A 22,472-nucleotide genomic window follows, 5' to 3' on the forward strand; every position below is an offset into this window, starting at 1 on the left:
AGCTGTGGATAACTCTGTGGACCGACGGATCGGTCGGGCAGTGCCCGACCGATCCGCAGCAGTCCGTCAGATGTCCAGGAACCGCACGTCCTTGGCGTTGCGCTGAATGAACGACCGGCGCGCCTCGACGTCCTCACCCATCAGCACACTGAACAACTCGTCGGCGGTCGCCGCGTCGTCGAGAGTGACCTGACGCAGGGTACGCGTCGCCGGGTTCATAGTGGTTTCCCACAGCTCGGGATAGTTCATCTCGCCGAGGCCCTTGAAGCGCTGGATGTCGTCCGGCTTGGCGTTCGGCTTCTTCTGCTGGCGCAGCAAGATCAGACCGTCCCGCTCGCGGTCGGAGTACGCGTACTGGGCGTCGTCGCCCTTCTTGTTCCACTTGATCTTGTAGAGCGGCGGGGCTGCCAGGTAGACGTTGCCCATCTCGACAAGCGGACGCATGAAGCGGAACAGCAGGGTGAGCAGCAGCGTCTGGATGTGCTGGCCGTCGACGTCCGCGTCGGCCATCAGCACGACCTTGTGGTACCGCAGCTTCTCCATGTCGAAGTCGTCGTGGATGCCGGTGCCCAGCGCGGTGATCAGCGCCTGGACCTCGTTGTTCTTCAGAACCCGGTCGATCCGGGCCTTCTCCACGTTGAGGATCTTGCCGCGGATCGGCAGGATCGCCTGGGTCCGTGGGTCGCGACCCTGCTTGGCCGAGCCACCGGCCGAGTCACCCTCGACGATGAACACCTCGGACTCGCGGGGGTCGGTCGACTGGCAGTCGGCCAACTTGCCCGGCATCGAGCCGGACTCCAGCAGCGACTTGCGCCGGGCCAGCTTGCGCGCCTGCTGCGCGGCGATCCGGGCCCGGGCCGCCTGGGATGCCTTCGTGATGATCATCTTGGCCTCGGCCGGGTTGCGGTCGAACCAGTCGACCAGCCGGTCGTTGCAGACGCGCTGCACGAAGCTCTTCACCGGGGTGTTGCCCAGCTTGGTCTTGGTCTGGCCCTCGAACTGCGGGTTGGCCAGCTTGACCGAGATGATCGCCGCGAGCCCTTCGCGGATGTCCTCGCCGGAGAGCTTCTCGTCGCCCTTGAGCAGCTTCTTGTCGGTGCCGTACCGGTTGACCACGCTGGTCAGCGCGGACCGGAAGCCCTCCTCGTGGGTGCCGCCCTCGTGGGTGTTGATCGTGTTGGCGAAGGTGTAGACCGACTCGCCGTACGACTCGTTCCACTGCATGGCGATCTCGAGTGACATGCCCTCCTCCTCGGCCTCGAACTCGACCACGGTCTTGTGGATCGGGCTCTTCGAGGCGTTGAGGTGTCGGACGAAGTCCGCGATGCCGCCCTCGTAGTAGAAGGTGACCTCGCGTTGCCGGCCGTCCTCCTCCTCGGCCACCCGCTCGTCGAGCAGGTGGATGCGGAGGGCGCGGTTGAGGAAGGCCATCTCCTGCAGGCGCCGGTAGATGGTCTGGAAGTCGAAGTCGACGGTCTCGAAGACGTCGGGGTCGGGCCAGAAGGAGACGGCCGAGCCGGTGCGGTCGGTGGTCTCGCCCTTCTCCAGCGGGCCCGGCTTGGAGTTGGTGTAGTGCTGCCGCCACACGGAGCCGGACTTGTGGATCTCGACGAACATCTTGGTGGAGAGCGCGTTCACCACGGAGACGCCGACGCCGTGCAGGCCGCCGGAGACCGCGTACGCCTTGCCGTCGAACTTGCCACCCGCGTGCAGGATGGTGAGCGCGACCTCGACACCCGGCTTCTTGAGCTTCGGGTGGAGGTCGACCGGGAAACCACGGCCGTTGTCGGTGACCCGGACGCCACCGTCGGCGAGCAGCACCACGTCGATGGTGTCGCAGTAACCGGCCAGCGCCTCGTCGACCGCGTTGTCGACGACCTCCCAGACGAGGTGGTGCAGACCGCGCTCGCCGGTGGACCCGATGTACATACCGGGCCGCTTGCGAACCGCCTCCAGCCCCTCGAGAACGGTGATCGACTCTGCGCCGTACTCCTGCTTGTCCTGCGCTGCCACCCTCGGCCACTTTCTCGCGTCAGCCGCGCCGGTAGGGGCGCGTCGGGCGCGGGTTCGGCGGACAGGACGCGACGTCGGCGCGCGGACCGGCGCCGGAGACCTCCGGACAGCGGGTCGAACGCGCCGGTCGCCGCGGTTGCCCGCGGATCGCGATCGGCTCGACCCGACGTGGAGAATGAATCTGGGCCACCGGCCCCGTCCCACTCCCGCACCGGGTCTTCGTCTCGCTGTCAATCCTACTGTGCGCGGAGGACAGAACCACCACTCGGCACCCTCAGAGAGGCGGCTGAGAAGTCCATAGCCGGCAGAACCACGTCCCCCACGACTCCCCCCACACGCCAGGGTCCCATCGCACGCGCCGTCCCGGAACGGGTTGACCCGCGGTCGGGCGGGTCGGGGGTCGCGGCCAAAGCGTCCGTGCCGTACGTTTGCGGCGCCCCGGAACCAACCTTGATCTTTACCGGTTGGAACCGGGACGATCGACCCGATCGACCCGACACGTGCTCTTTAAGAGGTGACAGATGGGGCTGGACAACGTCGCGGTGCACTGGCCGCGTACCGGCCGCTTCTACGATCCGGTCGCGCCGGCCGAGTTCGTCGACTTCGGCGAGATCGTCGACCTGCCGCGCATTTCCGCGCCGACCGCGGCGCTGGCCGAGCTGATCGCGAAGACCGGCACCATCCGGGCGACCGCGTACACCGAGTTGGTGGATCTGCTGCTCGGCCTCGAAGGTGTGTTGTACGCCACAGACGCCGCCGCCGAGGACGAGGACCCGGTGATCGATCCGGACGGCTGCTCGTGGATCGCGAGCGGGATCGAGAGGTTCGTGGCCGCGCACCGAGCGAACGGCGAGGCGGTCACCTTCGAGTCGGTGAGCACCGTGCTGCGCTCGCTGCTCGGCGACGGTCGGTTGGCCGAGCAGCAGCTGCGCTGGCTGGAGAGCCGGCTCGACGCGCTGCGCGACGAGAGCGGTGACCCGCCGCAGTGGAACTTCACCTGCGCCGAGCTGGGCGTGCTGGCGGCGTTCTACCGGCGCTGCGCCGAGCGCGGGTTCGCCGTCTACGCCGACGCCTGAGCCGCCGTGTCGGCCTCCGAGGCGGCCGGTCGGTTGGCGGCCGAGATCAGCTGCGTGAGCACCGCGTGCAGGTGTTGCAGGTCCTCGACGGGCAGTCCGAGTCGCTGCACGATCGCGGCCGGGATCAGCTCTGCCTGACTCCGCAGCGCCGCGCCGCTGGCGGTGAGGGTGACGGCGAGGCTGCGCTCGTCACTCCTGTCGCGTTCCCGGCGCAGGTAGCCGGCCGCCTCCAGCCGCTTGAGCAGCGGTGACAGCGTGCCCGGGTCGAGCTGGAGCAGGCGACTGAGGTCGCGGCCGGACAACGGCGCGTGCTGCCAGAGCGCCAACATCACCAGGTACTGCGGGTGGGTCAGCCCCATCGGTTCCAGGAGCGGGCGGTAGACGGCCACCACGCTGCGCGCGGCGACCGAGAGGGCGAAGCAGACCTGCTGCTCCAGGGCCAGCGGGTCGACGCCGTCCGGTCGTTCGCTCATCGGTTGCCCTCTCTCCGCACGATGACTATCGTACCGATCATTGGTACACCAACCATTGGTGCCCCAACGGTCTCGCTCGTGCGACGGGCGAGACCCGGCGAGGCGACGCGGGGAAGAGGGCGGCAGATGAGCGAGGACAGCGCGGTCACCAGGGCCCAGGGCGAGGGTGGCCGACTGATGCGCTGGGCCTTCCGGCACCTCGCCGGCCCGGCCGAGGGTGTGCAGGGCGCGGTCCAGGGCGGCTCGGCCGAGGCCCGCGAGGCGTGGAAACGCGACCTGGCCGAGCGCAAGCGCTTCACCCGGGAGCAGCGGGAACGCAAGCGGGCAGCCCGCGAGGCCGACCGGCGCGGCTGAGGGGTCGGCTCAGCCGTACGTGTCGCGGGGGCCCCGCCCACGTACCCGGCGCGGGCCCTTCCCCCAGGAGGGCGCGGCCGGGCCGTGAATGTGCAGCTTGCGCACCACGTTGTGGCCGACCTCGCTGGCGATCTGCTTGAGCAGCGAGCCGGCCAGCAGCCGCAGCTGCGTGGCCCAGGCGGTCGAGCGCGCCTCCACGGTCAGCTCGCCGTTCTCCAGCTTCACCGGGCGGCTGTTCTGCGCGACCTCCGCGCCGACGACCCGCTCCCAGGCGCCGAAAACGGTGGCCTCGGCCGCCGGCTGCTGCCAGCCACGCGCTTTCACCAGCCGGTTGAGCACGGCACTGAGTGGCTGCGGATCACGCGGGTCGGGGCCGGGGCCGGAGTAGCCGCGCAGCCGCCGCCCCGAGCCGCCGGCAGCGTCGCCGCCGCCGGGGGCACGCCGCGCGCGGGCCGCCGCCTGCCGCCGGGACAGCGCCGCGTCGAGCACCGCCCGGGCCAGCTCCGGCCCGCTGGCGGCCGCCGCCGGCTCACCGCCCGCCGATCCCTCCGTCGCCTTCGGGGTACGCGCAGCCGGGCCGTCACCTGTCGCCGGCCGTTTGGTGCCTGGCTCATCCGACACGGCGTACCGTCCCTTCGCCGACCTGGTAGCGGATGCCGCGCAGAGCGGCCGGCACGTCGTCGTCCACCGCGCAGGTGACCAGCAGCTGACTCGCACCGCCCACCAGCTCCGCCAACCGCTCGCGGCGGCCGGTGTCCAACTCCGCGAAGACGTCGTCGAGCACCAGCACCGGCTCGATGCCGTCGGCGCGCAACAGGTCGTACCCGGCCAGCCGCAGCGCGAGAGCGAACGACCACGACTCGCCGTGGCTGGCGTACCCCTTCGCCGGCAGCGGGCCGAGACTCAGGGCCAACTCGTCGCGGTGTGGGCCGACCAGGGTGGTGCCCCGCTCGATCTCGGCGGAACGGGACGCGGCCAGGGCCGCCGTCAGCGCCTCGGCCAGCGCGGCCCGGTCGGTGGTCGGCTCGGCCAGCTCGATCGAAGGTCGGTAGGCGATGCTCGCCGCACCCCGACCGGCGGCCACCGCGTCGTACGCCTTGGCCACGTGCGGGGTGAGCGCGGCCACCAGCTCCAGGCGGCCGGCGAGCAGCTCCGCGCCGTGCTGGGCCAGGTGGGTGTCCCAGACCGCGAGCGTGCCGAGGTCACCGCCCCGCGACCCACCGGTCTTGCGGGCCAGGTACGCGGTGCGCAGCAGGGCGTTGCGTTGCTTGACGACCCGCTCGTAGTCGGCCCGCACACCCGCGTACCGAGGCTGTCGGTTGACCAGGAGGTCGTCCAGGTAGCGCCGGCGCTCGGACGGGTCGCCCCGGACCAGCTCAAGATCTTCCGGGGCGAAGAGCACCAGCCGGAGCGCCCCGAGCACGTCCCGAGCCCGCCGCGCCGGTGAGCGGCCCAGTCGGGCCCGGTTGGCCTTGCCGGGCACGATCTCCAGCTCGACCAGGAGTTCGCGGCCGTCGTGCACCACCGCGCAGCGAATCACCGCGGAGGTGGCGCCCATCCGGACCAGAGGTGCGTCCGTGGCGACCCGGTGTGAGTCCAGGGTCGCCACGTAGCCCAGCGCCTCGACGAGGTTGGTCTTGCCGACGCCGTTGGCGCCGATCAGGACGTTCGCCCCCGGCTGGAGGTCGACGGCCACCCGCTCGTACGAGCGGAAGTCGACAAGTTCCAGCCGGTGAACATACACAGGTTGTGGATACCGCTCAGGACTTGTGGACGGCGTGGCCACCGAACTGCTGACGCAGCGCGGAGACGGCCTTCATGGCGGGCGAGTCGTCCTGCCGCGAGGCGAACCGGGCGAACAGCGACGCGGTGATGACGTTCAGCGGCACGGCCAGCCGGACCGCCTCGTCGACCGTCCACCGGCCCTCGCCGGTGTCCTCCGTGTAGCCGCTCAGGTCGGCCAGCTCCGGGTCCTCGTCGAGCGCCCGGTCCAGTAGGTCGAGCAACCACGAACGGACGACTGTGCCCTCCCGCCAGGACTTGATGACACCCGGCACGTTGGTCACCAGCTCCGAGGCGGCCATCAGCTCGTAGCCCTCGGCGTAGGCGTGCATCAGCCCGTACTCGATGCCGTTGTGCACCATCTTCGAGTAGTGCCCGGCACCGACCGGGCCGGCGTGCACGAACCCGAACTCGCCCTCCGGCTTGAGCGCGTTGAAGATCGGCATCAGGCGGTCCACGTGCTCCTGGGCGCCGCCGACCATCAGCCCGTAGCCGTTCTGCCGGCCCCAGACGCCGCCGGAGACCCCGACGTCCACGTAGCCGATGCCCCGCTTGTTGAGCCGCTCGGCGCGGGGGGCGTCGTCGCTGAAGCGCGAGTTGCCGCCGTCGATGATGATGTCGCCCTCGCCGAGCACCTCGGCGAGCTCGTCGATGGTCGCGTCGGTGACACCGGCGGGCACCATGACCCAGACCACGCGCGGGGACTCAAGCTTCTCTGCCAGGCCCGCGACGGTCGTGACGTCGCTGATCTGCGCGTTGTGGTCCAAGCCGACCACCTCGTGCCCGGCCGAACGCAACCGCTCCCGCATGTTGCCGCCCATACGGCCGAGTCCTACCAGGCCGAGCTGCATGTCTTTCTACCTCCGTGGATCTGGTGTTGCTGGGCGCGATCAGCGCGAGACGCGGATCGGCATGATGAGGTACCGGTACCCCGGAATGACCTCGCCATCCTCGCCAGCGGGTGAGATCACCGCGGGTTTGAAGGCGTCGACGAATGAGAGCACGGCCGTCTGGGCGCCCAGGTTTGCCAGACCGTCGATGAGGTACTGCGGGTTGAAGCCGATGGTCAGCGGGTCACCGGTGAAGGTGGCCTCCATCGCCTCGCTGGCCCGTGCCTCCTCGGAACCGCCGGCCTCGACCACCAGGCCGTCGGCGCTGAAGCTGAGCAGCACCGGGGTGGTCCGTTCGGCGACCAGCGCGACCCGCTTGACCACCTCGATCAGCGTGCTGACCGGCACCCGGGCCGCGGCGTTGTGCGTGGCCGGGAAGAGCGAGCGCACCGGCGGGTAGTTGGCGCCGTCGAGCAGACGGCTGGTGGTGCGTCGGGTGCCGCCCGCGAGACCGACCATGCCCTCTCCCGCGGCGCCCTGGGCCAGGGCGAGGGTGACCTCGCCGCCCAGCGGGCCGAGAGCCTTGGCGGTGTCGTTCAGGGTGCGGGCCGGCACCAGGGCGTTGATGCTCACCTCGGGGTCGTCCGGCCGCCACTGGATCTCGCGTAGCGCCAACCGGTAACGGTCGGTGGCGAGCATCGACAGCGTGTCGCCGGACAGCTCGACGCGGACGCCGGTCATCATCGGCAGTGTCTCGTCACGACCGGCCGCGATGGCCACCTGGGACACCGCGGTGGCGAACGCGGCGGCGTCGACAGTGCCGGCGCTCTGCGGCATCTCGGGCAGCGCTGGGTAATCCTCCACCGGCATGGTGGGCAGGGTGAACCGGGCGCTGCCGCAGACCAACTCCAGGTGCGCGCCGACCGCGGCGATGTCGACCGGCTTGGCCGGCAGAGCCTTGGTGATCTCGGCGAGCAGGCGGCCGGAGACGAGCGCGGCGCCGTCGGCGTCGCCCTGCACCTCGACGGTCACCTGACTGGAGACCTCGTAGTCGAACCCGGAGACCCGCAGGTTGCCGTCGGTGACGCGGAGCATCACCCCGGCGAGCACCGGTACGGATGGCCGGTTGGGCAGGCTTTTCGCGGTCCACGCCACAGCCTCGGCGAGCGCGTCGCGCTCCACTCGGAACTTCATCAATGCCTCCGCGTCGACGTCAGCGACAACTCTCTCATGCCGACCGCTGCCTACCGTCCCGCCCGACCGTGCGGGTACCCATCGCACCTTAGGGCGCGGGGACATCGGCTGTGCGCCCGACCCCATGGTTCGTGTCGATGCTGACCGGCTGATCCGGCAGCGTTCGGCCCGATCCACAGAAAGCCCAACGGTGATGATTGGTTTTTGTTCTCTTAGAAGAGATAACTCATCGTCTTCATCGCACCTGTGCAAACTGTGGAAAACCGGCGTCTGCGCAGCTCAGACAGGTTATCCACCGGTGATTTAGCTGTGGAGAACCGGGGGTACAACCGGCTTGCGTGTCCACAGCCCAGCTCCGGCGGCCGGTTGTCCACAGTTGTCCACCGGTTGTCCACCGGTAATCCACCGACTTTCTCCCCAAGCCTGTGGATCGCGGGGAAGATCACCATTGCCGTCATCCCCAGAACCTTCAACAGCTCGTACACAGGTTGATGATGATCGGTGGATAACGTGACGGTCGTCCCCAGGCGTCCACAGCCTCGTCCACAGGGTTTCTCCACAGCCTGTGGGTAACTGGCGGAGGACGGACCGTAGTTATCCACCGACTGTGGATAACGAGCTGTGGACAACGAGTGGGGATCGAGGCGGTCACGGCCTCGATGCTGTGGTCTACACCATGTCGAGAGTCCAGCTGGAGGACCAAAAAGAACGCCCGGCCGGAGAGATCCGGCCGGGCGTGTCCCGGGCTGTGCGCCGCCGCGCGGCGGTCGTACGCCTCAGCTGTTCTGCTTGATCCGGTTGGTCAGCTCGGCGATCTGGTTGTACAGCGAGCGGCGCTCCGCCATCTGCTGACGAATCTTGCGGTCGGCGTGCATCACAGTGGTGTGGTCCCGGCCACCGAACGCCTGCCCGATCCGGGGCAGCGACAGCTCGGTCAACTCCCGGCACAGGTACATGGCCACCTGGCGGGCGTTGACCAGCACCCGGGACCTGGACTGGCCGCGCAGATCCTCCAGGCTCACCCCGAAGTAGTCAGCGGTCGAGGCCATGATCTGGTCGGCGTTGATCTCCGGACCGGCGCCGTCGGGCATGAAGTCCCGAAGGACCTCCTCGGCCAGCGACAGCTCGACCGTCGACCGGGTCAGGCTGGCGAACGCGGTCACCCGGATCAGCGCGCCCTCCAACTCCCGGATCGAGTTCGACACCCGGGAGGCGATGAACTCCAACACGTCCGGCGGGGCGTACATCCGCTCCTGCGCCGCCTTCTTCTGCAGGATCGCGATCCGGGTCTCCAGATCCGGCGGCTGGATGTCGGCCAGCAGCCCCCACTCGAACCGGGTTCGCATCCGGTCCTCGAGGGTGGCGAGCTGACGCGGCGACCGGTCAGAGGTGATCACGATCTGCTTGTTGGCGTTGTGCAGGGTGTTGAAGGTGTGGAAGAACTCCTCCTGGGTGCGCTCGCGGTTCTCCAGGAACTGGATGTCGTCGATCAACAGGATGTCGACGTCGCGGTAGCGCCGCTGGAACGCGCTGGTCTTGTCGTCCCGGAGCGAGTTGATGAAGTCGTTTGTGAATTCCTCGGTCGAGACGTACCGGACCGAGCGGGCATTGCCGAGCGTCGTGGCGTAGTGCCCGATGGCGTGCAACAGGTGGGTCTTGCCCAACCCGGAGTGCCCGTAGATGAACAGCGGGTTGTACGCCTTCGCCGGCGACTCCGCCACCGCCACGCTCGCCGCGTGGGCGAAGCGGTTGGACGAGCCGATGACGAACGTCTCAAACATGTACTTCGGGTTGAGCCGGTTGCCACCGGTGTCGGCACCGGGCAACCGGCGGTCGTCGCGGCCACCGGGCCGATGGTCCACCGCGCTGCGGCCCGGGCCGCTGTCCGTTCCGCTGTCCCGGGGGAGCGAGCGGATCACGTGCTGGTCGCGCGGTGACGCCGAGTCTTCGCGGTAGCGGGGCTCGTAGGGCCGGGTGTCCGGGCCGGGTGCGTCCAGTCGCGCGGCCTGCTCGTCGTAGCCGCGCCGGTCCGGGCCCGGACGGGGCGGCCGCATGGGCTCCGCGAAGGAGGCGCTGAACAACGCCTCCTGCCCGTCCCTGCTGGCCGGAATCAGCCCCGAGCGGTGCCCGTCGGCGGTCGGCGCGAGCGGCGGACCCGCCGGCGCGGGCGGCGCCACCGGATCAGGGGTATGCGGAGCGGGTGACTGCTCAGGGATCATCGCGTCGCCCGACGGTCGAGCACCCTGGCCGTCGTCGAACGGCGCGACGCCCGGGCCGTCGATGTCCAGCTGCCCGGTCTCCGGGGCGCTGCGGTAGACGGTGCCGGCCGGTCGGCCGGTCGCGTCCTCGGCAACCCGAACGGTGACCGCGACCTGGATCGGTCGGCCCAGCCGGCGGGTGAGCGCCTCGGTGATCGCCGGGCGTAGCCGTGACTCGATCACGTCGCGGGTGAACGCGTCCGGGACGGAGAGCAGTGCGGTGTCCTCGACGATCGCTCGCAGCCGGGTCAGTCGGAGATAGGCACGCTGCTGGGCGGAGATGATCTCGTCGGCGAGCTCGTCGGTCGCCGCTAACCACACTGCGGCAAGGTCGGTTGTACCGGCCACCGTCGTGCCACCCCCTCGCCTCTGCTCCCGGCCGCCGCTGTCTGCCAGCCGGCCGTCCCGGGCCCGCCGCGTTCGCGGGTGGAACAACACCCACCCGGACGGTCGACCGGTGGTCATCCACAAGTTATCCACAGCCTGTGTACCGACCGATTGTGGCCGCCGCCGGACGCGGGTGGCACCTGCCCCTGCCTGAACGGGCGCCGAAGCGGGTTCACCGTGCCGAACGATTCACTGCCTTGTCCGGTCTTGCCTGCGCGACGACCGGAGCTTCCGACGCTCACCGCAATCGGGCACGGTAACAGCGTTGTCCCTGCGCCATCAACCGGCGACGCGGCGGCGCCTCTGTCGGCATCAGCGAAAACCGCCCTCCGGCCTCGGGCGCGTCCTGTTGTTCGCTGCTCGGGGTGTTTGACGGTCATTGCCCCCCTGCGTAGGCTGGAACGGCTGCTTTCTCGCCCTCTGCTAGGGTGATGGGTGCTTGCTGTCCGCGGTCGCATCCCCGCATCGCCGAGGTCCCGTTCCGCCGGGCAGCACCGATCGTGGGCCACCCTCGAGGTGGCCTGGACCACCACACGACCCCGGCGATCCCGTCGCGCGGGGCGCGTACGAAAACGGAGAGCCTGACGTGAGCAAGCGCACCTACCAGCCGAACAACCGCCGGCGCGCGAAGACCCACGGCTTCCGGCTGCGCATGCGCACCCGTGCCGGCCGTGCCATCCTGTCGAGCCGTCGTGCCAAGGGTCGCACCACCCTGTCGGCCTGAGCCGACCGGGCCGGTCCAGGGGACGTGAGCAGTCGTGCTGGCCGCCGCACAGCGACTGCGGCGCAGCACTGACTTCGCCGCAGCGGTTCGTGGTGGCCGACGCGCCGGACGTGGCGCCGTCGTGGTCCACCTGGCCGTGCCGGTGACCGTCGACCCCAGCACACCGACCTCGCCGGAGCCGGTACGGGACAACAGTGCGGAGCAGTCGTCCGTGCCGTCCCGTGCCGGCTTCGTCGTGTCCAAGGCGGTCGGCAACGCGGTGACCCGTAACCGGGTCCGGCGTCGACTGCGGGCGCTGGTCCGGGAACGACTGACCGCCCTGCCCGCCGGCAGCACCCTTGTCGTCCGGGCGCTCCCCGCCGCGGCGCAGGCGTCGTACCCCCGGCTCGCCACCGACCTGGACGCCGCCATCGCGGTCGCCAGATCGCCCCGCGAGCGGCGGTCCCGATGAGCGGCACCGAGCAGAGCAGCCCACGCCCGTCGACAACCGGTGCCAAGGTGCTGATCGCGCCCATCATCGCGTACCGTCGGTGGATAAGTCCGGCACTGCCGGCACGCTGCCGGTTCTACCCGTCGTGCAGTGCGTACGCCCAGGAGGCGATCGCTCGACACGGCGCGCCCCGGGGAGCCGTGCTGGCGGTCCGGCGGTTGTTGCGCTGCCACCCCTTTCACCCTGGTGGATATGACCCGGTTCCGGAGCCGGGCGGCCGCCGCCGTGCTGATGTGACTGGAGCCCCGAATTGAGTCTGAGTCTCGACTGGATCTACTACGCGATTTCGTGGATCCTGCTGACCTGGCACTCTGCCTGGGACGCCATCGGAGTGCCCGTCGGCGCGGTGATCGGCACCAACTTCGCCTGGATCCTGTCCATCATCTTCCTGGTGGTCACCGTCCGGGTGATCCTGTTCCCGGTCTTCGTCAAGCAGATCAAGTCTCAGCGGGCGATGCAGGCGCTCCAGCCCAAGGTCAAGGAGCTTCAGGAGAAGCACAAGGGTGACCGGGAGACGCTCCAGAAAGAAATGATGGAGCTGTACAAGAAGGAGAAGGCCAACCCGTTGATGGGTTGCCTTCCGATGTTCCTTCAGATCCCGGTCTTCCTGGGCCTCTTCCACGTGCTGCGCCGGCTCGACCCGGACAAGCCGAACCAGACCCTCTACGGCTGGACCGCCGACCAGTTCCAGAGCGCCTCGCAGGCGAAGCTCTTCACCGCCCCGATCGCCGGCAAGTTCGGCTCCACGGCCGACGAGTTGGCCAGCCTCGGCGCCAACGGCAACACCGTGAAGATCATTGCTGGTGTCCTGGTGCTGGTGATGATCGCGACCACGTACCTGACCAGCCGTCAGATGATCCTGAAGACCGGCTGGGCGGAAGACCCGCAGCAGCGGATGATCCAGCGACTGATGCTCTACGGCATCCCCGCGTCGCTGCTGATCTCCGGCGCGATCTTCCCGATCGGCGTCATCATCTACTGGGTCACCAACAACCTCTTCACCCTCGGCCAGCAGCAGTGGGTGCTGCGGAAGTTCCCGCCGCCGGTTACCGCCAAGAAGGCCGTCGCCCCCGCCGCCACCCGTAACCCCGTGCAGCCCGCCAAGTCCGGTGGCCTGTTCGGCCGTGGTAAGACGGCCCCGCCGGCACCGGTGAAGGCCGCCGCGCCCAAGGTGGCCGGGCCGAAGCCGGGTGCCAAGCCGACGAACAACCCGAAGAAGAGCCGCCCCGCCAAGCGGCAGGGCTGACCTGCGAGGGCCGCCGCCGGATCACCGGCGGCGGCCCGTTCCGCACCGCGCAGCCGCCGTACGGCCGGCGCCGGGTGGAGAACCGACCGCGCACCGCGCGGCCACGGGCGACACTGCCCGTACAGACGTGCCCGTGGGCACCGGCGACCTCCCGCCGGCCCCGGGAAACCAGTCGGACCCGACGGTCCGGCCGAGCGAGTACGGAGATGAGACCGTGACCGAGACCAGCATCCCCCGCGTCGAGCAGTCCCTGGACGAGGAGGAAACCACCACGCTCGCGGTGGACGGCGACGACACCGAAGCCGATGACACCGAGGCGGACGACGACACCGACTCCGCCGCTGGCACCCGGGTGAAGAAGGCTGTGGGCGAGGGCGACCTGTTCCGGCAGAGCGAGATCGCCGCCGACTACGTCGAGGGCCTGCTCGACATCCTCGACTACGACGGCGACATCGACGAACTGGTCGCCGCCGGCCGTCCGATGGTCGAGGTGGTCGGCGAGCGGCTGCAGAATCTGGTCGGTCAGCGCGGGGCCACCCTGGAGGCGCTCCAGGAGCTGACCCGCCTCGCCGTCTTCCGGCAGACCGGTACGCCGAGCCGTCTGCTGCTCGACGTCGGCGGCTACCGGGCGAACCGCCGCAAGGAACTCGCCGCGGTCGCCAAGAACGCCGTCGAGAAGGTCAAGGAGTACGGCGAGCCTGTTCGCCTGGAGGCGATGTCCGCGTTCGAGCGCAAGTGCGTGCACGACGTCGTCAACGCCATGTCCGGCGTGGCGAGCGAGTCCGAGGGTGTGGAGCCGAACCGGCGCATCATCGTCCGGCCGGCGGACTGACCGGGTGACCCACGACGACATCACGGCCGACGCCGTGTCCGGCCCGCCACTACCGATACCGATACCGATGCCGATGCGGCCGGACGCGACACCGCCCCGTCACCGGCCGACGCGGCGTTGCCGCCCGAGCTGGCTCCGGCCGCGCTCACACTCTTCGGCAATCGTCTCGATCTGGCCGCCGCGTACGCCGAACTGCTGGCCACCGACGGCGTGGTCCGCGGCTTGATCGGCCCCCGGGAGGCCCCCCGCATCTGGGATCGGCACCTGCTCAACTGTGCCGCGGTCGCGGAGCGGATCCCGTCCGGCGCGACGGTCCTCGACGTCGGCTCCGGCGCCGGTCTGCCGGGTCTCGTCCTGGCCATCGCCCGCCCCGACCTCACGGTCACCCTGATCGAGCCGCTGGCCCGACGGACGTCTTTCCTGATCGAGGTCGTCGAGCGGCTCGGCCTGGCCAAGTCGGTGCGGGTGTTCCGCGGCCGGGCCGACGAGGCAGCCAGCGGATCGAGCGGCCGAGAGCCGATCAGCGGAGACGTGGTGACCGCACGCGCGGTCGCGCCCCTGGACCGGCTCGCGGGCTGGAGCCTTCCGCTGGCGGTTCGCGGTGGCCGTCTGCTGGCGCTCAAGGGGTCGTCCGCCGCCGCCGAGATCGAGGAGCACGCCGAGGTGGTGGCGCGACTCGGCGGCGGGGAGCCGGCGGTGCAGCTCTGCGGCGTCGGGGTGCTCGATCCACCCACCACCGTCGTGGAGATCGTGCGCGAGCGGATGGTCGGCCCCGCCCGCCCGGCGGCGAAGAAGCGCGCTCGGGGCGGACGCTCCCGCCGAGGGTGACACTTCGCGCCATCGGGCTTCCGGCCGGTGGGTTGCCTCGTTGTACCGGTACGGATGGACGAGGGGATGAGAACCCGACGTGGACCGGCCGCGCCCGTCCGCCGTAGGCTGACCGCGCGTCGATAGTGTGGAGCGGGGTGACGGACGTCGCGGGTCTCCGACCGCTCCCGTGGGCCGTACGCTCCGGGTTGCGGACGTGGATGTGGCCAAGTTGACCGGGGCGCGGACCGACCATCCGAAGCGGGCAGGGATGACAGGTGCATGACGACGGCAGGTACGACGATCCACGCGTGACCGGGTCGACAAGCGATCCCGTTTCACGTGAAACCGACTACCCGAGCTGGTCGCCCGGCGCGACCGGGCCATCGACCCGACCTAACGACAGCGATCCACCGGCAGGGCTCGACCCGGCGTTGGGCTCCGGGCGGCCGGAGGACTCGGCCACTCCGGAGCCGGCGAGTGTTCGTCGGCCGCCGGAGGCGTCGAGTCGACCGGTCAACGCCGCCGAGGTGCGATCGACCTCGGCTCGCCGCAACACCGCCGCTGCGGTTCGCTTCGAGCCGGCGGTTCCGCACCAACCCACCGCGGCCGTCGTTCGGGACGCCGCGCCGGTGGTCGCCGACGCGCCTGTCGCTTCGACCGAGTCGTTGGCTGCCGTGGCGGCCGACCCCACGTACGTTTCACGTGAAACCCCGACGCGCGAAGAGGATGACCCACCGTTGGCTATGGAGGCGATGCGCGCCGTGCAGATCCTGAATCCCAGTGGCGAGGTGACCATGCCTCGACCGGACCGGACCCGGGTTATGTCCGTCGCCAACCAGAAGGGCGGCGTGGGTAAGACCACGACCACCGTCAACCTTGCGGTGGCGCTCGCCCTGCACGGCAACCGGGTGCTCGTGGTGGACCTCGACCCGCAGGGCAATGCCTCGACCGGGCTCAACGTCCCGCACCACGCCGGCATCCCCGACGTGTACGACTGCTTGATCAACAGCGTGCCGCTGGCCGAGGTGGCACAGGCGGTCGAGGGCATCCCCAACCTCTGGTGCGTACCCGCGACCATCGACCTGGCCGGCGCGGAGATCGAGCTGGTGTCGGTGGTGGCACGGGAGTCGCGTCTGGACCGGGCGATCGCCGCCTACCCGGGCGAGTTCGACTACGTCTTCATCGACTGCCCGCCCTCACTCGGTCTGCTCACGGTCAACGCCCTGGTTGCCGCGCAGGAGGTGCTGATCCCGATCCAGTGCGAGTACTACGCGCTGGAAGGGCTCAACCAGCTGATCAACAACATCAACCTGGTACGCCAACACCTCAACCCGAAGCTCGACGTCTCCACCATCCTGCTGACCATGTACGACCGTCGCACCCGGTTGGCCGACGCCGTCGAGCAGGACGTCCGGAACCACTTCGGCGACAAGGTTCTCCAGGCGGTCATCCCCCGCAACGTCCGGGTCTCCGAGGCGCCGAGCTACGGCCAGTCGGTGATGACCTACGATCCCGGTTCGCGGGGCGCCACGAGTTACTTCGAGGCCGCCCAGGAGATCGCCGAGCGGGGCGTCAAGGAGCCGGTGGGCCGGAATGCGTAGTGCGGACAAGTCGCTGGGAGGCGTGGCATGAAGAACCGTCCTCGGGGCGGTCTGGGTAGGGGCCTGGGGGCGCTGATCCCGACCGGGCCGGCGCCGGCTGCCGCTGGCACCGCCACGGCCGAGCCGGAGAACGAGCACCTGGACGACGGCGGCACCGACGCCGTCGCTGCGGTGCCCGCCGGAGCGCCAGCCCGCGAGCCGGAGCCCGTGCTGAGCCCGGTGCCCGGTGCTCGATTCGCCGAGATCCCGGTCGACGCGATCATGCCCAACCCCAAGCAGCCCCGCCAGGTCTTCGATGAGGAGGCACTGGAGGAGCTGAAGACCTCGATCCAGGAGGTCGGCTTCCTGCAACCCATCGTCGTTCGGCAACTCGACGACGAGAAGTACGAACTGGTGATGGGCGAGCGGCGCTGGCGGGCCGCCCAGGCGGTGGGGCGGGAGAGCATCCCGGCGATCGTTCGGGACACCCGCGACGACGCCATGCTCCGCGACGCGCTGCTGGAGAACATCCACCGGGCCAACCTCAACCCTCTGGAAGAGGCCGCCGCCTACCAGCAACTGCTGGAGGAGTTCGGAGCCACCCACGAGGAGTTGGCCCGCCGGATCGGCCGGAGTCGCCCGCAGATCTCCAACACGATCCGACTGCTGAATCTGCCCGCACAGGTGCAGCGCCGGGTCGCCGCCGGCATCCTGTCGGCGGGACACGCCCGCGCTCTGCTGAGCCTCGACGAGGCGGAGGCGCAGGAACAGCTGGCCCTGCGGATCGTGGCCGAGGGGCTGTCGGTTCGGGCGACCGAGGAGATCGTGGCCTTGGCCCTGAACGACGGACCGGCGAAGGGTCAGGCCGCGAAGCGGCGACCCAAGGCGCACGCGCCGGCCCTGACCGATCTCGCCGATCGGCTGTCCGACCGGTTCGACACCCGAGTGAAGGTGGACATCGGCCGGAGCAAAGGCAAGATCACGATCGAATTCGCGACTGTGGACGACCTCGAACGGATCGTCGGGATCATCGGCGTGCAGCAGGAGGAGAGCGGGGACTGAGCCCCGTCCTCTCGCCTACGGCCGCGCACCCAGAGGGGGCGCGGCCGTTCTGCATTCCCGGTCGTCGCCTGTTTCACGTGAAACAGGCGACTGTCACGGCATCAGCGGAATCGGCGTGCCCGACTGAACGGCGTCCTCCTCGACTCGCTCGGCCAGCCCGGCGTCATCGTGACCGCAAGGATGCGGACCGCCAGAGTGCGGGGGCGGCCAGCCCGCGCTGCCGCCGGCACGTCCGGAAGCGCGATCCGCAGGCGCGTGCAGGCACGCCGGTAGCGGACGGCGGGTAGCGGATGGCGAATGGCGGACGGCGGACGGCGGATGGGCGGGGTGGCAGACGGCGGGCCGGCGGCGAGGTGGGCGCGGGCGGTGAGCGGTGGGGCTCGGTGGCGGGCGACGGCGGTGAATGCGGGCGGTGAACGGCGGGCCGGCGGGTGCGGTCGCGGGTGACTGGAGACGAACGCAGGCGGCCGTGAACCGCGGGCCGGCGGGTGTGGTCGCGGGTGACTGGGACGAGCGCAGGCGGTGCGCGGCGGGCGCAGCGGGCGCGCTCGCGGGTGTGACTGGGGACGAGCGCAGGCGGTGCGCGGCGGGCGCGGCGGGCGCGCTCGCGGGTGACTGGAGACGAGCGCGGGCGGTGCGCGGCTGGAGGAAGCCCCCACGCGCGTCGCAGAAGGCCCCGGAATGGTCCACTCGACCGCAACCACCCCCTGCGTCGGCCGAAGCGCCAGCGAGCCGCTGAGTGGCCCCCAACGCGCCTTCGCTGTCCTGCCTCGGGCTCGCCGGAGACATGCTGTGGGGTCCGTCAGGACGGAGCGGCCCGAGCGTCAGAGCCAACCCTGCGACGTCGGCCGTTTCGCCCGCCCGGCGTCGCCGCCCGGGTGCCCGGTTTCACGTGAAACAGAGGTGCCGGCTGCCTGTCGCCGATCGAACCCGCGGGCGGTCAAGCGAAGTCGCTGCTGCGGACAGGGGACGGTGGTGCTGGTGGTTCGACCTTCCGCCCTCGGGCGTCCAGAGCGTCCGGACATCCATGGAGCGCGGGGCGAGGATCCGCGCTGACGCAGCTTGGCGAGCGGGCCAGCCGGCAACGCCGACGCGTGCCCGGTGAGGCAGCGAGTGGTCGGTCGGCGGGTGGTCTGCCAGGGCGGCTGGAGGCCATGCGATGCGATCGGCGCGCGCGCCCGTCGGCGCCCTCCCCGGTGGCCATCGATCTCGCCGGTTTGCCGGTTCGCGGACAACGACCGACCGGCCAAAAAGTTATCCACACCGGTTGTCCACAGGCACCCCCCGTTTCACGTGAAACAGCGCGTGGGAGCGGGTGTGAGCCTGTGGATGACGGCCTGTGTTCAGGATCTCGGCAGTCTGTGGATATCGCCTCTCGGTGCCCGCGTGACCACGCTGGCCCGGCCGACGGCGAGTGCCGATCCGGTGGCCCGGGACCGTTCAAACAGGTAGGGACAGCGGTGCCAGACTCGGTTAGGGTCAGCGTCGTGCACGACACCCCTCCCTCAGTCCCGGACTTCACCCAGTGGCCGTCATTTCCCTTCGAGGGTGACCTCCACGTGAAGCAACTCGATGATCCGGTCCCGGTCGAACCGCCCCGGAAGGGCGAGGGTCTCCGGGAATGCACCGCCTGCAACGCACCCGACGACGCCTACATCTGGGTGGGCGAGCGATGGCGGGTCCGCGCCATGGACCGGCCCACCGGCCTGCCCATGGTGCTCATCCTGGAATCACGGACCCACCTCGACCTCGGTGACCTGCCGAACCTGCTGGCCGCCGAGCTGGGGGTGATGACCGTACGTCTGGAGCGGGCCATCCGGTCGCTCGACGGCGTGGCGCGGGTGCACGTCAATCGCTGGGGCGACGGCTCGGCTCATCTGCACATGTGGTTCCTCGCCCGTCCGTACGGCCGCCTCCAGCTGCGGGGCACGTTCCTGTCCCTGTGGGACTCGATCCTGCCGCCGATCTCCGAGGCGCAGTGGCGGGAGAACCTGGCGCTGGTCGCCGCCTGGCTGGCCGAGTTCGGTGGCCGTCCGCTCGCCGAGCCGCCCCGCATCCAGTGGCAGGCGCCGTCCAGTCTGCTGGCGCAGTCCGCCGCCGCGGATGCCGCCGCCGCAGCGGAGGCTGCCTCAGCGGCAGCAGCCGGGGTGGAGGCAGTCTCGGTCATCGAGGCGGCGGAGGAGATCCCGGAGCCGGCGCTCGACTCCACTTCCGATCAGACAGTCGTCGACGGCGCGCCCGAGGCCGCACCGGTCCCGGACACGGACGCCGACTCGACGGCGACCACCGTCGCCGACCGGACGCCTGAACCTGCTCGGACGGCGACGGTCACCGGTCCGGCGACTGAGCCTGCCCGGACGGCATCCGCCACCAACCTGGCCGGCACCCCGACCGTCGGCACCCCGGGCTCCACCGCCCGGGACTCCACCACCGTCGCATCCGGCAGCGCAGTGTCCGCCAGCGCAGTGTCCGCCAGCGCAGCGACCACGGCGGAGGAGCCCAACGGCAGCGTCAGCGCGGCAGGAACGCCTCCCGACGAGCCTCACGTCGATCAGGCGGGCGGAATCGCCGACGATGCTCCCTCGGGTCCCGCCGACCCGGCTGCCTCCGCCACCGACGATGGAGACGCCGCCGGGGAGGCCGTCAGGAAGAACGCCCCCGAGAGCGGCGTCGGAGGCAGCACCACTCTGGGCGCAGCCGCGCCCACCAACGGCAACGACGCACCCGACGTACGCGCGAGCCGCTGATCTGGAACCGACCATGAGGTTGGCTCCGACATGCCAACCTCATGGTTCGACCCCCGCGGCGGTGCCGCTCGGCCGACGGGTTTGGCGGGTGGGTCAGTGAGTGGTGAGGCGGGCCGCTGCTCGGGCGACCAGGGTGCCGAGGAGCCGGCCGAAGTCCAGCCCGGCCGCCTGCACGGCGAGCGGTAGCAGTGAGGTTTCCGTCATGCCCGGCGAGACGTTGACCTCCAGCACGTGCGGCTGGCCGGCGGAGTCCACGATCACGTCGACGCGCGAGAGATCCCGTAGACCGAGCGCGGTGTGCGCGGCGAGGGCCACGTCAGCGACCGTGGCGGCCACCTCCGGGTCCAGCCGGGCCGGGGCGTGCCAGGTGGTCCGCCCCGCGGTGTAGCGGGCGGCGTAGTCGTACACGCCGTTGCGCGGCACGATCTCGACCGGCGGCAGCGCCTGCGGGCCGTCGCCGAGGTCGACGACGGAGACCGCCACGTCCATCCCCGGCACGTACCGCTCCACCAGCGCCGTGGAGTAGTACGCGAAGCAGCCGACCATCGCGGCGGGCAGCGCGGCGGCGTCCCGGACCACAGCCCCGCCCAGCCCGGACCCGCCCTGCGCCGGCTTGACCATCAGGGGTACGCCCAGACGGTCGACGATCCGGTCCAGGACGGCGACAGCGCCAAGCTCGGAGAAGCGGTCGTGCGGGAGCGCCACCCAGTCGGGGGTGGGGATGCCGGCCTCGCGGAGCACCGCCTTGGCCGAGGGCTTGTCCCAGGCGACCCGGGAGGCCCGAGCGTCGCAGCCGACGTACGGGATGTCGCACAGATCCAGCACCCCGCGCAGTGAGCCGTCCTCGCCGGTCGCGCCGTGCAGCGCGATCACCACCGCGTCCGGCGGGTCGGCCGCGAGCGCCGGTAGCAGGGCCACGTCCGCGTCTCGCAGCTCGGCCTCCACCCCGACGGCGCGCAGCGCGTCGAGCACCCGACGACCGGAACGCAACGACACGTCCCGTTCGTAGGAGAGCCCGCCCGCGAGCACCACGACGCGCAGGTCGGCCGAGACGGCGGAATCGTTCACGAGGAGGTGCTCGGCGGTCGTAGCCATGCCGGCATCATGCCAAGTCGGGCCCGGGCACGTCGGAGCCGGCCCGGCCGCGTCGGCCGGCGGCGCCACCCACGGCACCGAAGACCCTGCGCGTCGCGATCTCCTGCTCCATCACACCGGCCAGCCGGCGGACTCCCTCGCGGATCCGCTCCGGCGGCGGGAAGCTGAAGTTGAGCCGCATGGCGTCGGTGCCGGTGCCGTCGGCGTAGAAGCCCGTGCCAGGGACGTAGGCGACCCGGGCGGCGACCGCTCGCGGCATCATGGCCTTCGAGTCGAGCCCGTCGGGCAGGCTCGCCCACACGAAGAGACCGCCGGCCGGTGTCGTCCAGCTGGTGCCCTCGGGCATCAGGTCGGCCATCGCGTCGAGCAGGGCGTCGCGGCGTTCCCGGTAGACCTCGCGGTAGACCTTGAGCTGCTGCCGCCAGGGCATCGTGCTCAGGTAGGTGGCCACCGCGGCCTGGGCGAAACCGCTGGGGCAGAGGATCTGCGCCTCGCTGGCGATGACCAGTTTGTCGCGGACCGCGTGCGGCGCCAGGATCCAGCCGACCCGCAGCCCGGGGGCGAAGGTTTTGGAGAACGTGCTGAGGTAGAAGACGCCGTCGCGGCGGCGGGCCCGCAAGGGGGCCGGGGCCTCACCCTCGAACCCCAGCTGACCGTACGGGTCGTCCTCGACGACGAGCAGACCGGCGCGCTCGCAGATGTCGAGCACCCGTTCCCGGCGCTCCTCGCTGAGCGTCACGCCGGTCGGGTTCTGGTAGGTGGGGATCGTGTAGAGGAACTTCACCCGCTGGCCGGCGCGGGCCAGGTCGGCGATGGCCGTCTCCAGCGCCTCCGGGATCAGCCCGTCCGCATCCATCGGTACGTGGACGACCTGCGCCTGGGCGGCCTGGAACACGCCGAGCGCGCCGACGTACGTCGGACCTTCGGCGAGCACGACGTCACCGGGGTCGAGGAAGAGCCGGGCCACCAGGTCCAGTGCCTGCTGCCCGCCGACGGTGACCACGACGTCCTCCGGGGAGGCGCCGCACGCGGCGTCGATCCCGGAGAGCGACATCACCTCGCAGATCCGCTCGCGCAGCTCGAGGGTGCCCTGCCCGATGCCGTACTGAAGGGTGGTCACGCCGTGCTCGGAACCGAGCCGGCCGAGCATCTCACCGACCGCGTCCAGCGGAAGGGCGGCGATGTACGGTGCGCCGCCGGCGAGCGAGACGACCTCCGGGCGACTGGCCACCGCGAACAATGCTCGGATCTCGGAGGCGGTCATCCCGCGTACCCGCCGGGCGTACCGGTCGGTGTAGTCGTCGAGTGTCGTGCCGGTCATGACCTCACCTCGATCGCTGCTCGGGTGGCTCCCGCCCCGGGTACCCCGCACACCGCTGACCATGGCGGCGGGCACACCGATTGTCGATCGTAGTCCGCCAGACCCGTGCTGCTGCCGCGCCGAGGCAGATCGACCACATGGCGGACCGTCCTCGGCGTCCCCCGCTGCGGTGGGCATTTGCGCGTCCCCTCCCGTATC

20 protein-coding genes are annotated in these 22,472 nt (G+C 70.6%); 11 read left to right on the plus strand and 9 right to left on the minus strand.

The genetic code is table 11. The features are described from left to right. Positions 1-66: 66 nt before the first annotated feature. Positions 67-2,013, minus strand: a complete 1,947-nt coding sequence (gene gyrB, locus KBX71_RS13230) for a DNA topoisomerase (ATP-hydrolyzing) subunit B (protein WP_210818213.1) — start codon at positions 2,011-2,013, stop codon at positions 67-69. 521 nt (positions 2,014-2,534) lie between these two features. Between gyrB and KBX71_RS13235 the strand changes: the two genes are divergently transcribed. Then, positions 2,535-3,089, plus strand: a complete 555-nt coding sequence (locus KBX71_RS13235; RefSeq protein ID WP_196928940.1) for a hypothetical protein — start codon at positions 2,535-2,537, stop codon at positions 3,087-3,089. Here the strand turns inward: KBX71_RS13235 and KBX71_RS13240 are convergent. Continuing rightward, positions 3,074-3,562, minus strand: a complete 489-nt coding sequence (locus KBX71_RS13240) for a MarR family winged helix-turn-helix transcriptional regulator (protein WP_210818214.1) — start codon at positions 3,560-3,562, stop codon at positions 3,074-3,076. The genes KBX71_RS13235 and KBX71_RS13240 overlap by 16 nt on opposite strands. Before the next feature lie 126 nt (positions 3,563-3,688). Between KBX71_RS13240 and KBX71_RS13245 the strand changes: the two genes are divergently transcribed. Next, a complete protein-coding gene (locus KBX71_RS13245; RefSeq protein WP_210818215.1) occupies positions 3,689-3,916 on the plus strand; it encodes a hypothetical protein in 228 nt (75 codons plus the stop codon). Positions 3,917-3,925: 9 nt separating this feature from the next. Here KBX71_RS13245 and KBX71_RS13250 read toward each other — a convergent pair whose 3' ends face one another. From KBX71_RS13250 to dnaA, 5 genes are all read right to left on the minus strand, one after another. Then, on the minus strand, positions 3,926-4,537 hold the full coding sequence (locus KBX71_RS13250; RefSeq protein ID WP_210818216.1) for a DUF721 domain-containing protein: 612 nt from the start codon (positions 4,535-4,537) through the stop codon (positions 3,926-3,928). Beyond that, entirely contained in the window at positions 4,527-5,660 is a 1,134-nt protein-coding gene (gene recF, locus KBX71_RS13255) for a DNA replication/repair protein RecF (RefSeq protein WP_196928942.1), read from the minus strand. The genes KBX71_RS13250 and recF overlap by 11 nt, the downstream gene beginning before the upstream one ends. Before the next feature lie 16 nt (positions 5,661-5,676). Next, positions 5,677-6,549, minus strand: coding sequence for a phosphogluconate dehydrogenase (NAD(+)-dependent, decarboxylating) (gnd, locus tag KBX71_RS13260; protein WP_210818217.1), 873 nt, complete (start codon positions 6,547-6,549; stop codon positions 5,677-5,679). 39 nt (positions 6,550-6,588) lie between these two features. Next, entirely contained in the window at positions 6,589-7,722 is a 1,134-nt protein-coding gene (dnaN, locus tag KBX71_RS13265) for a DNA polymerase III subunit beta (RefSeq protein WP_196920367.1), read from the minus strand. Between the two features lie 776 nt (positions 7,723-8,498). Further along, entirely contained in the window at positions 8,499-10,328 is a 1,830-nt protein-coding gene (gene dnaA / locus KBX71_RS13270) for a chromosomal replication initiator protein DnaA (RefSeq protein WP_210818218.1), read from the minus strand. 625 nt (positions 10,329-10,953) lie between these two features. Between dnaA and rpmH the strand changes: the two genes are divergently transcribed. The 9 genes from rpmH to KBX71_RS33685 all read left to right on the plus strand — a co-directional run bounded on the left by rpmH (position 10,954) and on the right by KBX71_RS33685 (position 19,858). Beyond that, complete coding sequence (gene rpmH, locus KBX71_RS13275; RefSeq protein ID WP_007453904.1) at positions 10,954-11,091, plus strand: 50S ribosomal protein L34; 138 nt, start codon at positions 10,954-10,956, stop codon at positions 11,089-11,091. 34 nt (positions 11,092-11,125) lie between these two features. After that, the gene (gene rnpA, locus KBX71_RS13280) at positions 11,126-11,542 is read left to right on the plus strand and encodes a ribonuclease P protein component (RefSeq protein WP_210818219.1); all 417 of its coding nucleotides are present in this window, start codon (positions 11,126-11,128) and stop codon (positions 11,540-11,542) included. Then, positions 11,539-11,835 carry a membrane protein insertion efficiency factor YidD gene (gene yidD, locus KBX71_RS13285; RefSeq protein ID WP_210818220.1) on the plus strand — a complete coding sequence of 99 codons (297 nt, stop codon included), beginning with the start codon at positions 11,539-11,541 and terminating at the stop codon, positions 11,833-11,835. Before rnpA ends, yidD begins: the two co-directional genes overlap by 4 nt. 2 nt (positions 11,836-11,837) lie before the next feature. After that, a complete protein-coding gene (yidC, locus tag KBX71_RS13290; protein ID WP_210818285.1) occupies positions 11,838-12,827 on the plus strand; it encodes a membrane protein insertase YidC in 990 nt (329 codons plus the stop codon). Between the two features lie 214 nt (positions 12,828-13,041). Then, positions 13,042-13,659 carry a R3H domain-containing nucleic acid-binding protein gene (locus KBX71_RS13295; protein WP_210818221.1) on the plus strand — a complete coding sequence of 206 codons (618 nt, stop codon included), beginning with the start codon at positions 13,042-13,044 and terminating at the stop codon, positions 13,657-13,659. A gap of 117 nt (positions 13,660-13,776) precedes the next feature. Next, positions 13,777-14,487, plus strand: a complete 711-nt coding sequence (gene rsmG / locus KBX71_RS13300) for a 16S rRNA (guanine(527)-N(7))-methyltransferase RsmG (RefSeq protein ID WP_247683403.1) — start codon at positions 13,777-13,779, stop codon at positions 14,485-14,487. Positions 14,488-14,744: 257 nt separating this feature from the next. Beyond that, positions 14,745-16,070: an AAA family ATPase gene (locus KBX71_RS13305; RefSeq protein WP_307847056.1), complete on the plus strand. Its 1,326-nt coding sequence runs from the start codon at positions 14,745-14,747 to the stop codon at positions 16,068-16,070. A gap of 27 nt (positions 16,071-16,097) precedes the next feature. Then, entirely contained in the window at positions 16,098-17,111 is a 1,014-nt protein-coding gene (locus KBX71_RS13310; RefSeq protein ID WP_210818222.1) for a ParB/RepB/Spo0J family partition protein, read from the plus strand. Positions 17,112-18,823: 1,712 nt separating this feature from the next. Continuing rightward, complete coding sequence (locus tag KBX71_RS33685; protein ID WP_247683425.1) at positions 18,824-19,858, plus strand: hypothetical protein; 1,035 nt, start codon at positions 18,824-18,826, stop codon at positions 19,856-19,858. A 93-nt stretch (positions 19,859-19,951) separates the two neighbouring features. Here the strand turns inward: KBX71_RS33685 and KBX71_RS13320 are convergent, their stop codons facing one another. Both KBX71_RS13320 and KBX71_RS13325 read right to left on the minus strand, forming a co-directional pair. Then, on the minus strand, positions 19,952-20,953 hold the full coding sequence (locus KBX71_RS13320) for a D-alanine--D-alanine ligase (RefSeq protein ID WP_210818223.1): 1,002 nt from the start codon (positions 20,951-20,953) through the stop codon (positions 19,952-19,954). 7 nt (positions 20,954-20,960) lie between these two features. Then, positions 20,961-22,274, minus strand: a complete 1,314-nt coding sequence (locus KBX71_RS13325) for a PLP-dependent aminotransferase family protein (protein WP_210818224.1) — start codon at positions 22,272-22,274, stop codon at positions 20,961-20,963. Positions 22,275-22,472 lie beyond the last annotated feature (198 nt).

It is taken from the genome of Micromonospora sp. D93, assembly GCF_018070365.1.
In the GTDB taxonomy this organism is placed as follows: Bacteria; Actinomycetota; Actinomycetes; order Mycobacteriales; family Micromonosporaceae; genus Micromonospora; species Micromonospora ureilytica.